Annotated in this window: 10 protein-coding genes and 1 pseudogene; 7 read left to right on the top strand and 4 right to left on the bottom strand. The window is 59.0% G+C overall.

What is annotated here, in order from left to right; genetic code table 11:
• From AB4043_RS01670 to AB4043_RS01655, 4 genes and pseudogenes are all read right to left on the bottom strand, one after another.
• Positions 1-904, bottom strand: a pseudogene (locus AB4043_RS01670) (translocation protein TolB); the annotation flags it as partial.
• 49 nt (positions 905-953) lie between these two features.
• Positions 954-1742, bottom strand: coding sequence for a TonB family protein (locus AB4043_RS01665; protein ID WP_442299599.1), 789 nt, complete (start codon positions 1740-1742; stop codon positions 954-956).
• A 3-nt stretch (positions 1743-1745) separates the two neighbouring features.
• Positions 1746-2156, bottom strand: coding sequence for an ExbD/TolR family protein (locus tag AB4043_RS01660; RefSeq protein WP_442306385.1), 411 nt, complete (start codon positions 2154-2156; stop codon positions 1746-1748).
• An 11-nt stretch (positions 2157-2167) separates the two neighbouring features.
• Entirely contained in the window at positions 2168-2962 is a 795-nt protein-coding gene (locus AB4043_RS01655; protein ID WP_442299865.1) for a MotA/TolQ/ExbB proton channel family protein, read from the bottom strand.
• A 101-nt stretch (positions 2963-3063) separates the two neighbouring features.
• On the opposite strand from AB4043_RS01655, the gene recN reads away from it, so the two are divergent.
• The 7 genes from recN to AB4043_RS01620 all read left to right on the top strand — a co-directional run.
• Entirely contained in the window at positions 3064-4773 is a 1710-nt protein-coding gene (gene recN, locus AB4043_RS01650) for a DNA repair protein RecN (RefSeq protein WP_442306384.1), read from the top strand.
• A gap of 17 nt (positions 4774-4790) precedes the next feature.
• Positions 4791-5402: a YdcF family protein gene (locus tag AB4043_RS01645; protein WP_442299596.1), complete on the top strand. Its 612-nt coding sequence runs from the start codon at positions 4791-4793 to the stop codon at positions 5400-5402.
• A 212-nt stretch (positions 5403-5614) separates the two neighbouring features.
• Positions 5615-9133, top strand: a complete 3519-nt coding sequence (dnaE, locus tag AB4043_RS01640) for a DNA polymerase III subunit alpha (RefSeq protein ID WP_442306383.1) — start codon at positions 5615-5617, stop codon at positions 9131-9133.
• Between the two features lie 77 nt (positions 9134-9210).
• Complete coding sequence (locus AB4043_RS01635) at positions 9211-10944, top strand: DUF885 family protein (protein WP_442306382.1); 1734 nt, start codon at positions 9211-9213, stop codon at positions 10942-10944.
• Positions 10941-11387 carry a DoxX family protein gene (locus AB4043_RS01630; RefSeq protein WP_442306381.1) on the top strand — a complete coding sequence of 149 codons (447 nt, stop codon included), beginning with the start codon at positions 10941-10943 and terminating at the stop codon, positions 11385-11387. Before AB4043_RS01635 ends, AB4043_RS01630 begins: the two co-directional genes overlap by 4 nt.
• A complete protein-coding gene (locus tag AB4043_RS01625; protein ID WP_442299592.1) occupies positions 11387-12232 on the top strand; it encodes an acetyl-CoA carboxylase carboxyltransferase subunit alpha in 846 nt (281 codons plus the stop codon). The genes AB4043_RS01630 and AB4043_RS01625 overlap by 1 nt, the downstream gene beginning before the upstream one ends.
• Positions 12233-12247: 15 nt before the next feature.
• The coding region (locus AB4043_RS01620) for a CPBP family intramembrane glutamic endopeptidase (RefSeq protein WP_442306380.1) at positions 12248-12882 on the top strand (635 nt) is incomplete at its 3' end.

The raw sequence follows: 12882 nt of genomic DNA, 5'->3' as shown, positions 1-12882 counted from the left end.
CATCCGGACCACGGAAGGAGGTCAGGCGATGCGCTCCGTTGCCATTGCCGTCCGTCTCCCAGATCTCCGGGTCACCGGTGCGGGAACTCGAAAAGGCAAGGCTGTTGCCTGTTGAAGCCCAGGCGGGGGAAAGATTGGTTCCGCCAAAGCTGGGGAAGTTCACCAGGCGTCCCAGAACCAGCGAATACATCCGAATGCCCCAGCCATCCTTGCCGAGAGAGGAAAAGGCGATACGCGTACCGTCAGGCGAGATACGGGGCGACAGGGAAACCGTGCCCAAATGCGTGATCTGATGCTGGTTCGCGCCGTCGTAGTCCATCATCCAGATCTCTTTGGAACCGCCGGCCTGGTGGACGTAAACGATCTTGGTCTCAGCGATACCGGGGATACCACCGCCCAGCCGGAAGATGATCTCGTCGGCGAAGCGGTGTGCGATCTGCCGGGCCGAGTCATCGGTAGCGTCTTCGCTGTACTGCTTGGCCAGGACCTGTGGATACTGGACGTTTTTGGTGTCAAAGAGCCATCCGTTGACGACCAGCTTGCCGGACTGCACGGTAGTCGAACCGAAGGCGACCATGGCGGCGCTGACCGGAGCGGGCGACCACTGCTGCACGTTCATCTCGCTGGGGGCTCCAGGCGTTGCCTGGGGCAGCAGACTCTTCGACACCAGGTCGAAGATGCCGGCATTGGAGAGATCGGCATAGAGAACTGAATCGAAGGTGCGCTTCAGCGCAGCGGAATCACCCGATCCCTGTTTGAAATCGGCCGCGGCGATGCGGATTTTATCGACGCCGGTGCTGGTCTCAGTCTTGAACCAGTCCTGGGCACGGGCGGGGACCACCGTTGTGACGACTGCGGCCACGAACGCTAGAAGAACGTTGAACTTACACGACGGACTTTGCATTCTCATCCTATGGTATGACGGAACTTAATCCGGTTTGATGCGGTAAACCTCAATGGGGCTGGTAATGAAAGGTGTACTCCACCGTAATGTGGTCGCCTGCGGGCAGTGGCCCGAAGCCATCTACTCGTTCCAGGGCGTGCAAAGCTGAGGCGTCGAGCGACGGTGAGCCCGAGCGTTGTCCCATGCGGACGTTGGTTGGGGTACCGTCCCGCAAGATATCGAAGATGATAGTGACGCTGCGTCCTACCGAGCTGACGGGATCAGCCTCTCGCGTGAACCAGTTCTGCGCTACAGTCCGGTTCACGACATTAACGTAATAGGCATAGCGGGCTCCGAATGCGGAATCCTGAACAGCGACCGATGCCGTTCCATTGGTCACCTGCATCGTCGACTGCTGAATCCGGATCCCTGAAGTCTCGCCGGTCTGCGCCACATTCGGTTTTGGCGGCTGCATTGGCTGCGGATGTTTCGGCGGAGCAGGCGTATCCTGTTGAGCGACCTTAGGTGTTTTTGGCGGCTGCTTTACCGGAATCGGAATCTCATCCGGCTTCGGTGGCGCCACCGTCTGTGGTGCAGGCTCTTTGGGCGCTGGGCTAGGCGTGTCCGACGTGAGTACCTGATCTTTGTCGAAGCGTTGCGTCGCAGGCAATGGAATCGCCGTGACCATCGTCGCCTGAATCGCTCCCGCCTGAGCGGTGGCCGCACCCCAGCTCGATCCCCGATGGACCAGGAAACCTGCAGCGACGACGCCTCCCAGAACAAGAGCATGCACGATCGCCGATCCGGCAAAATTGCCGCCAAGCGGGTCCGGCTCTGTCCATGTGTGGTCGTTCGGCATGGTCTACTTCTCGATCGGTTGGGTCACGATGCTGATGTTGGTAATTCCGGCTTGTTTCACCGCGTCCATGACGGAGGCGAAAGCGCCGAAGGGAACACGTTCATCCGCGCGCAGGTAGATGATCTTCTTGGATGGATTGGCAGAGCCGGYCCGCAGCAACGCAGGCAATTCGTGGATATTAACTACCTTGTCCTGTAAAAACACCTGCTGATCTTTGTTGATCGTTACCACCTGCCGCTCCTCGGTGACCTGGTTGACGGAGCGGGTCTTAGGTACCGCGACATCGATCCCAGACTGCAGCACCGGTGCGGTCAGCATGAAGATGAGCAGCAGTACCAGCACGACATCGATCAACGGCGTCATGTTGATCTCTGCGAGGGAGGTTTGCGTTCTACCGCTGTTGGAGAAGGCCATATCGCACTCCCTTAGTACTGCCGCACCCGGCGCTCTTCCACCTGAGGAGCAGCGGGTTGAGACATGGCGGCGTTTTCGATCGCCGAGAGAAGCTCGCGTGCGAAATCATCCATGCGCGAACCGAACTCCCGCAGACGGGCAGTGAACTGGTTGTAGCCGATAACGGCCGGAATTGCCACGACCAGACCGGCAGCGGTCGTAATCAGAGCCTCAGAGATACCCGGCGCCACGGCGCGCAGTGTCGCCGCACCCTGAGTGCCCAGCCCGTGGAAGGCATCGATGATGCCCATCACCGTTCCGAACAGGCCTACGAAGGGAGCGATAGCAGCGATCGTAGCCAGCCATGTCAGACGCGATTCCATGCGGGTCAGCGCCTCAGAGGAGGCGGTCTGTGCCGCGCGCTCCAAAGCCACCGGATTCCGCGGAAGTCCACGGCCCCCCGTCTGGCGCTGGTACTCTTCGTTGATCTCGGTAAAGACAATAACGAGGGGCGAGGGCTTGAACTGTTCGGCTACCGTGGCAATCTCGCTAAGACGCTGCGATTTGCGAAACGCGCGAACGAACCGTTGCGACTGTGTCTGAGCACGGCGGAAGCTAGACCATTTCGCAAAGATAATGGCCCAGGAAAAGACACTCGCGAAGGTCAGCAGCACCAGCACAGCCAAAGCGACCGGACCGGAGTTGTGGAGCATCTCGAGCAGCGCGGAGCCACCGGCTCCCGAGGGGGGAAGCGGAGCGGCCTGCTGATCGGCGGCGGTCTCCTGCATTCGCAGGAGAAAAGAGGCGAGGAGATGTACGTGGGTCATCGTCATCACAAAATGCTTATTCCCAGTGTAAACGCGCAAAATGGGCAGAAGTTGGGTGAGGTTCCCAGTTTGGTGCACACGTTTGTTATGCTCAGGCTGCCATGCTGTTGGAATTACGAGCCGAAAACTATGCCGTAATGGACCACGCCGTGGCCGGATTCGGTCCCGGCCTGAATCTTCTGACCGGCGAAACCGGCGCCGGCAAATCCATTTTGATTGATGCTCTTGCGCTGCTGATGGGTGGTAAGGCGTCCAGCGACGTTGTTCGCCACGGTGCGGAAAAAGCCGTGGTGAGCTGTGTCTTTGAGGCGACACCCGGGGCCGAAGCGCTTCTTGAGGAAAACGGGATCGACATCGAGTCCGACGAGATTCTGCTTCGCCGCGAAATTGCCCTGAACGGCAAGGGACGCGTCTGGGTGAACAACCAGCCAGCAACCGTTGCCGTACTGCGGCAGCTTGCGCCGGAACTCGCCCTGATCCATGCCCAGAGCGATACGCTGGCTGCCTTTGATCAGGCGCAGCAACGCGGACTCCTCGACCGCTATCTGGGTGAGGGTGGCTCCGTATTCTCCGACATGAGCGCCGCTTACGCGACCTGGAATGAGGCAAGTTCCCGCCTGCGCGAGCTCGAAGGGGATGAACAGGACCGCCTGCGGTCAGCCGATCTCTGGAGCTTTCAGGCGAAGGAGATCGAGGAAGCCGGCCTCACCAACCCCGACGAGGACACAGCTCTCGAGACCGAGAAACGTGTCCTGGCGAACTCCGAGAAGCTTTACGCCTGCGCCATGACCGCACTCGACCTGTTGTACGAGGGAGAAGGCGCAGCCGCTTCCAAGCTCGGCGCGGCGCTTCGCCAAGTGGAGGAACTCGCGCGGTTCGACACCAGGTTTGCCGATTCTGTTCAGCAGTTGGCTGGCGCCAAAGCATCTGTCGAAGATGTTGGAGCACTGGTACGCGATTACGCTGACGGAATCAATGCGTCCCCTCAGCGTCTGGAAGAGATTGAAGACCGTCTCGCTCTGCTGGATCGATTGAAGCGCAAGTACGGCCACACGCTTGCTGAGGTGATCGCACACGGGCAGGAGGTCGCCCGCAAGCTGGGTGAGATCGAAAACCGGGACGAGCTCGTCAAGCAGGTACGCAAGCAGTTGGAGGCGGCGGCATTGGAATATCGTCTCATTGCCGGTCGGCTGACGGCTGAACGCAAGAGCGCCGCTGCCCGTCTGGAGAAGGTCGCTGAGAAGCAGATTAATGATCTCGCCATGAAGGTCCGCTTCGAGGTAAAGGTCACCTGGGAAGAGGACGAGGGCGCGTGGACAGTACACGGCTGGGACAACATCTCCTTTCTTATCGCGACGAATGTGGGGGCTCCTCTGGCTCCATTGACTGAGATTRCCTCCGGTGGCGAGATGTCACGTGTCATGCTGGCGCTGAAGGTATCGGTCGAGGACGGCGTCAGCAAGCTGCGCAAGAAGACGCCGTTGCCGCGCACATTGATCTTTGACGAGATTGATATCGGCATCGGTGGACGCGCAGCCGAGGCCGTGGGACGCAAACTCAAGCAGCTCAGCAAAGGCCAGCAGGTGCTCTGCATTACCCACCTACCTCAGATCGCAGCCTTCGCAGATACCCATCTGGTGATCGAGAAGACGGTGAAGGCAGGCAAGACGCGCACCGGCGTACGGGAGACGAGCAGGGAAGAGCGCGTGGACGAGATTGCCCGCATGCTGAGTGGCGCCACCATTACCGAAGCCAGTCGCAAAAACGCCGAACAGATGATCGGCGAAGCCGAAGTTGCAGAATCTGTGTGAGGAGCGATAAGGGATCGATGCGAACGCTGAAGTGGATCGGGTTGGTGTTGCTGCTAGTTGCCGTCGTTATCCTGGGTGGGCTGGAGATCGCTCACTGGACCTTGCCGAACGCCAATACGCAGCAGGCGAAGTTTGACGCCATTGTTGTGCTGGGCACGCCTTCGAAGGATGATGGAACCCCGTCGCCGGAACAGAGAGAACGAGTGCTTGAAGGTGTCAGGCAGTGGAAGGCGGGCATTGCGCCGGTCATCATCATGACCGGCGGGGCAGCACACAATCGCTTTGTTGAGGCCCACTCGATGGCTGTTTATGCCGAGCAGCAGGGAGTTCCGGAATCTGCTGTCATTGAAGAGGGCAAGGCTCAGAATACCGTTCAGAATATCTATTACTCGAACGAGATCATGCAGCAGCATGGCTGGCACTCGGCCGAGGTGGTCAGCTCAAAGAGCCACCTGCCGCGCGCAGGCATGATCCTGTCGCACTTCCCGCTGGAATGGAAGACGGACGGAGCCGCCAAACCGGCCGAGTACGGCTGGTGGCGTGAAGCTCTCTTCGAGTTCAATGAGGCGCAGTACTGCTGGACGCTTCGCCGCAAGGGCTTTCCGAAGTCAAAGTTCCTGCCGCAATAGCCTCCTTGTTTTCCTTACCGGGTGCCCCACCCTCGGGGTCCCCAACGAACCCCGTTCGTTGGGGTGAACGCTCGCAACGCCAGGGTGGGTAAGGGATACCCATAATTCCTAATCATTAGGAACCAGCAACTGGCTCGGCCTTCGCGAAGCCATATTTGGTACCGCCTTTTCAACACTCTGCAGCCGCTGCCAAAGCTCACTAGAATTAACACATGGCCGCCGAGTTCACCCACCTTCACCTGCATACCGACTACTCGCTTCTGGACGGCGCATGTGACGTCGACAAACTGGCCTCCCACCTGGCGAAACTAGGCCAGAAGGCCGCCGCCATGACCGACCATGGCAATATCTATGGCGCAGTGCACTTCGCGGCCGCCATGGAGAAGAAGGGCATCAAGCCCATCATCGGCTGCGAGCTCTACCTGTCGAAGACCGCGGACCACCGTGAACTCGCTGACGGCTACAACCACTTTCTCGTGATCGCCGAAAACGAAGAGGGCTACCGAAACCTCGTCCGTCTTACCAGCGAAGCAGCCCTGCATGGCTTCTACCGTAAGCCGCGCGTCAGCAAGGAATTTCTATCAAAGCACACTGAGGGCCTGATTGCCTTCTCCGGATGCCTTGCCGGTGAACTGAATCAGCATCTGATGGCCGGGAAGTATGACGAGGCCAAGCGCACTGCCGGCATGTTTGAGGAGATGTTCGGGAAGGGCAACTTCTTCCTCGAGATCCAGGATCACGGTCTCGAACCGGACAAGCCTGTCTGCGAAGCGCTGTTCAAGCTCGAAAAAGAACTCAACATCCCGCTGATCGCTACCAACGACAGCCATTACGTGGCAGACGATGACAGCCGTGCACACGAGATCCTGCTGTGCGTCCAGACCGCCGGATCCATCAACGATCCCAACCGTTTCCGCTTCGATACCAACGAGTTCTACATCAAGAGCGCCGAGGAGATGCACCGGCTCTTCAAGCATGCGCCCGAGGTCTGCACTCGGACGATGCAGTTTGTCGATCGCTGCAATGTAAAGCTCAATAAGGTCAAGAACCCCTTCCCGGAGTTCGTCGTGCCGGAAGGCGCGACCATTGACAGCTATTTCGAGCAGGTCTGCCGCGAGGGCTTCCAGAAGCGCAAGGAGACAGCCATCCGCCATCTGCAGGAGCGTGGCTTGCTGCGGAAGACCCTCACCGAATATGAAGAGCGCCTGAACCGCGAGATTGACTGCATCAAGCAGATGAAGTTCCCCGGCTACTTCCTCATCGTGTGGGATTTCATCAAGTACGCCCGCGAACGCGATATCCCTGTCGGCCCGGGCCGTGGATCGGCCGCAGGTTCGCTGGTGGCGTACTGCATGGAGATCACGGACATTGATCCGCTGCAGAACGAGCTGCTTTTCGAACGCTTTCTGAATCCTGRGCGTATCTCCATGCCCGATATCGATATCGACTTCTGCATGAACCGCCGCGGTGAAGTCATCGAGCATGTCACGCGCAAGTACGGACGCGATCAGGTAGCGCAGATCATCACCTTCAACACGATGGCTGCGAAGGCCGCGATTAAGGACGTCGGTCGCGCGATTGACATGCCCTATGGCGAAGTCGATCGTGTCGCAAAACTGATTCCAGCGACCATTGGCATCACCATTGAGCAGGCGCTCAAGGATTCACCCCCGCTCGCGCAAGCCTATGAAGACCCGAAGATCCGCGAGCTGATCGATACGGCGATGAGGCTGGAAGGCTTGGTGCGCGGAGCCGGTGTTCACGCCGCCGGTGTCGTGATCGCGCCGACCAAGCTTACTGAACTCGTTCCCGTCACACGCGCCAAGAACGACGATATCGTTACTGCCTACGACATGAAGGCCGTCGAGAAGATGGGCCTTCTCAAGATGGACTTCCTCGGCCYGACGACACTCACCGTTATCGACGACTGTCTGAAACTGATCAAGTCAAACCGGGGCGCCGAAGTTGAGATGGCCAAGGTGCCGCTCGACGATGAAAAGACCTACGAACAGGTCTTTCACCGGGCGCTTACCTCCGGCGTCTTCCAGTTTGAATCCGGTGGTATGCGCGATGTACTGCGCCGTTACAAGCCTACCTCGGTGGAAGACCTTACCGCTCTCAACGCTCTCTATCGTCCCGGACCGATTCAGGGCGGCATGATTGATGACTTCATCGAGCGCAAGTGGGGACGCCGCGCTGTTGAATACACATTCCCTGAGCTTGAGCCCATCCTAAAAGAGACGCTGGGCGTCATCGTCTATCAGGAGCAGGTTATGCAGATCAGCTCGGCCATCGGCGGTTACTCGCTCGGCGGCGCTGATCTGTTGCGCCGTGCCATGGGCAAGAAAGACCCGGCTGAGATGGCCAAGCAGCGCGTCATCTTTATGGCCGGAGCTGCAGAACGCAAGTTCAACAAGGACAAGGCTGGCCAGCTCTTCGACCTGATGGAGCAGTTTGCCGGCTACGGCTTCAACAAGTCGCACTCGGCCGCTTACGCTCTGTTGGCCTATCACACGGCCTATCTGAAGACCCACTATCCGGTGGAGTTCATGGCTGCGCTTCTGACCTCGGAAACCTCCAAGCCGGAGAACGTGGTGAAGTACATTCAGGAGTGCCGCGAAATGGGCATCACGGTGTTGCCACCGGATGTGCAGATCTCTGCGGCAAACTTCACCCCGATCGGCGACGCGATCCGCTTCGGTCTTGCCGCGATCAAGAACGTCGGCGGCAATGCGATCGAATCCATCCAGCAGGCCCGTACCGTGCTGCAGTCGGAAGGAAAGGCTGGCTTCACGTCGATCTGGGAGTTCTGCGAGAAGGTCGATCTGCGGCTGATGAATAAGCGCGTGTTGGAGTCGTTGCTCAAGGCCGGCGCGATGGACAGCTTCGGTTCACGAGCCCGTGTGATGGCTGCTCTGGATAGGGCGATCGAACGCGCGCAGAAGTCGCAACGCGATGCCGAGACGGGCCAGCACGGTCTCTTCGGCATCTTTGATGCAGAGCCCGACGTAGCGAAGAAGGCGGATGATGACTTGCCCAAGGTCCCGGATTGGGATGAACACACGCGCCTGCAGAACGAGAAGGAGGTGCTCGGCTTCTTCGTCTCCGGTCACCCGATGGACAAGTACCGCGAGAAATTGCGCAACCTCAAGGTTGTGGATACAGCCACCGCATGCGAGATGAAGCCGGAGCCCCAGGTCTTCCGCCGCGGGCAGGATAGCAGCGCCAACGAGATTCAGATCGCCGGTGTTATCACCGGGCTGAAGGTGGCCAAGTCCAAGCGCTCCGGTGAAATGTATGCCTCTGCAGCTCTCGAAGACCAGACCGGAAAGATCGACATTATTGCCTTCCCGAAGGACTACGAGAAGCTGGCCGAGAAGTTGAAGATTGACGTTCCGGTGCTTATGCGCGGCACTCTTCGCGGAGAAGAAGACTCAGCTCCGAAGCTCTCGGTCACCTCGATCCAGGCTCTGGAAGACGTGAAGATCAAGCTGCCGGCCGCACTCCGTGTGAAGGTGCCTTTGCATCATCCGGATGAGGCGTTGCTTGAAAAGCTGCTTGCGCTCTTCCAGGGGACGCCCGGACCGGGCAAGGTGTTACTCGATCTCGAGGAACCTGGGCAGTTCTGCGCTGTATTGGAGCCACAGGGACTCTCCGTCGCTGCGGACAAGCTCTTTATCGACCACGTCGAAGAGCTCGTCGGTCAGGGCGCCGTCCGCGTCATCGACTAACACGATCGACATGAAGCGGGTCTGCGTATCCTGCCGGGAACCTCACCCTCGCAACGCTAAGCTGTTAGTTTGTCTGCATGCCTCTCGAACGGATCCTCCTGCTCTCGCTGTTTGCGGTTGCATCATCTTCGTGGTCTGCCTCCGCCCAAACTTCCACGTTTCAAACGAAGCTTCGCACTCTGAGCGAGGAGTTTTGGACGTGGCGTGCTACAGAGCAGGCCTTTACCAACGATGACATTCCCCGCATCGAGCGAGCGGAACCTTTTGTCGTCCATTGGGCGGCAGACGATGTCACCCAGTACAAGGTGAAGATCGATGCGTTTGAGAAGCAGTGGCGCGCCCTTTCCGCAGCACAGGAACCGGTTGCCGATCAGGTGGACAACCGGCTTCTTGGCTCCGCTATTGCAAGGGTGCACTGGGAGCTGACGGTCTTCCCGATGTGGAAGGAGAACCCGTTCTTCTACGTCGATCAGAGCCTCGGTTCCGTTTATGCCGCCCTTCTACCGAAGCCACCGATTACACCGGCGCGCGAGGAGATCATCCTCTCCCGCCTGGAACGCATGCCCTACACGCTGGAAGAAGGGAAGAAGAATCTTACCGATATTCGGGCGCCTTACGTTCGAGCGACACTCTCCGAACTCAAGGAGATCGAAGCACACATGCAGCAGGTCCACGATGGGCTGCTGCCCGTGCTCTCCGATGCGAACAAACCTCGCTTCGAAAAGGCAGAGGCTGCCGCGGTAAAAGCGCTCGTGGAGTATCGCGAATGGGTGAGCGCACGTGGGAAGTCTCCATTGCCGGAGAAGACCGCGGTGGGACGGGAGGACTACATCTGGTTCCTCCGCAACGTCGCGCTGATGAAGTACACCCCGGAAGACCTGTTGCGAATGGGCCGCCAGGAGTGGGAGCGATCTGTAAGCTTTGAAACTCTGGCACGGGCCGCGAGCACCGGCGTTCCGGAGGTCCCGTTTTACGGCACGATCGAAAAGCAGATGGACGCGGAGAAGGCGAACGAGCTCGCCATCCGAAAGTACATGGTCACGCACGGTGTCCTTTCCGATCCTGCCGAGGTCAAACACTATTACTATCTTCCGGTCCCGTCTTATGTAGCGGCACTCAGCTTCATGGGCGTAACCGACGACCTCACCGGACCGTCGCGACTTGRGGAAGACGGTACCAGCTACAAGGAAACTCCGCGCCCGACGGCTAATTTCTGGGGTTCCATCACCGGGCGGGATACCCGGCCACTGACGTTGCACGAAGGTTCGCCTGGACACTACTTCCAGATGGCCTGGAGCTGGCATCACCCCGACTCGATCCGGCGGCACTATTACGACTCGGAGTCGAATGAAGGCATCGGGTTCTATGCCGAGGAGATGGCGCTGGAGGCCGGTCTCTTCGACGACTCGCCACATATGAAGGAAGCCATCTACGGCATGATGCGCCTGCGCGCGCTACGCGTGGAGGTCGACGTCAAGCTGGCCCTCGGCGAGTTCACGTTGGAGCAGGCCGCCGACTATCTAACGAAGGTCGTACCCATGGACCGCGGTACAGCAACCAGCGAAGCCATCATGTTTGCGTCGACACCTGGACAGGCAATTACCTATCAGATCGGCAAACTCGACATTCAGCGGCTGATGACCGATGCCCGCCAGAAGCAGGGGGAGAGCTTCAAGCTGCAGCAGTTCCACGACTTCATCTGGCTGAACGGCAATCTGCCGTTTTCGCTGATGCGGTGGGRGATGCTCAACGACCCCAGTGATGTACCTCCTGTTGCGCCTTCCTTTCTTGAGGCGAAACGCAAGCTTTGAAACTCCCGGGCGGTACCGGTAGTCCAACCAGCATGGTTACCGACCGCCAGATGGCCTACGCTCTGCTTCGCATCGCCTTCGGTATCAATTTTGCGGGTCATGGGTTCACGCGGATCCACGTCGGCGTCGCTGTCTTCGCTGCTAATACCGCACAGCGTCTTGCGAATGCTCCGTTGCCGCATGGCCTGGTACTCGCTCTTGGTTACGTCATCCCATTCGCGGAGGCTGCCCTTGGATTGGCTTTGATCTTCGGCATCCTTACCCGCCTTGCCCTGATCTGCGGATCATTCTTCATGATGATGCTCACCGCTGGTACTACCGCCAATCAGCAATGGGATGTGGCCAGCCAGCAGTTGCTGTATCTCGTCGTCTTTTTCATCTTGCTGCACTTCCGCAGCGATAACTGGCTTGCGCTCGACCAGCTTCGATACAATCGAACCTGATGGCAGATTTTGAGGCAGCAAAGCCCGCCGTGGCAGAGACGTCTGAAGCCTGGCGAAGGACTGAGATGGCGCGGCATCCCCAGCGCCCATACCCGATGGACTTTATCCAGGCACTCTTTACCGATTTCAGCGAGATCCACGGAGACCGTGCCTTCGGCGATGACCCCGCCATGGCAGCCGGTATGGCCCGTTTTCACGGGGAAGAGGTCATGGTCGTCTGCAACCTGAAGGGTCGCACTTTAAAGGAGCGCATGTTGCGCAAGTTCGGCAGTCCGGACCCTGAGGGATACCGCAAGGCGCTGCGCGCCATGAAACTGGCTGAGAAGTTCGGCCGTCCGGTCTTCACCTTCATCGACCTGGCAGGAGCAAATCCAGGCCTCGGCGCGGAAGAACGCGGACAGGCAGAGGCCATCGCCCGCAATCTGATCGAGATGGCTCGTCTGCGCGTGCCAATCCTGGCCACTATTACGGGTGAGGGAGGTTCCGGCGGAGCGCTCGCGCTGGCTGTGGCCGATCGGGTACTGATGCTCGAGAACGCCATGTATTCGGTCATCTCTCCCGAGGGTGCTGCCTCCATCATGTGGAAGGATGCCGCCAAAAAGCAGAAGGCAGCAGAGGCCCTGAAGTACACCGCAGATGATGTGAAGCGGCTGGGCTGCGTGGACGAGATCGTTGCAGAGCCGGAGGGTGGCTCACAGAACGATCCCGCCTATTCTGTCTCTCTTCTGAACGACCGTCTGGAGGCCAATCTGGCCCACCTTCGTGCGCTTAGCGTTGATGACTTGCTGGCCCAGCGCTACAGCAAGTTCCGCAACATGGCCCAGTTCTTCGAGGTAGCCTCCTAAGCTGCGTTGGCCACGATGACTTTGCAGACCCAGGACCGTATGCGTGGCTCCGGCGGGCTCTTTGGAGGCCAGACTCGGGGCAGCGCAGCCGTGCGCTTTGTCTTCGGCACCGTCTGGGTCTTTGCCTCCCAGATCATTGCCGTCATGGCCACGTCGAATATCGATACTTCGGCGCATGAACTGTTTTTCCGGACATTCTGGCTGGCCCTGCTGCTGCTCGGCTTCTGGGGAATGGGACGTGTTCTTGATGGGCAGGAAAGTCCTATCAAGGCCATGGGGCTTATGCGGCGAGAAGGATTTAGCAAAGAGCTCGCCCTGGGAGTAGCTACAGGCTGGGGACTCATTACGGTTCTGGTGCTGCCGATCATGCTCTCCGGCAGGCTCGACCTCAGCTTCTGGTGGAGCCCCCGGTCTATCCTGCTCACGGTAAATAACCTGATCTTGCTCGCGGTCGCCGCCCTGGTTGAAGAGGTTGCCTTCCGCGGCTATGCCTTTCAACGACTTCGCGATGCAGTTGGACCGACGGTCGCTACCTTATTGCTCGCCGCTGTCTTTGGTCTGGTTCATCTGAACAACCCCCACGGAGGCTGGCCGGCGGTCTTAGTGACCATGCTGGCGGGCATCATGCTGTCTGTGGCATATCTGCAGAC

The organism is Terriglobus sp. YAF25 (assembly GCF_052113305.1).
In the GTDB taxonomy this organism is placed as follows: Bacteria; Acidobacteriota; Terriglobia; order Terriglobales; family Acidobacteriaceae; genus Terriglobus.
The sequence above is the reverse complement of the archived record's forward strand: the minus strand, read 5'-3'. Positions and strand labels throughout refer to the sequence as shown.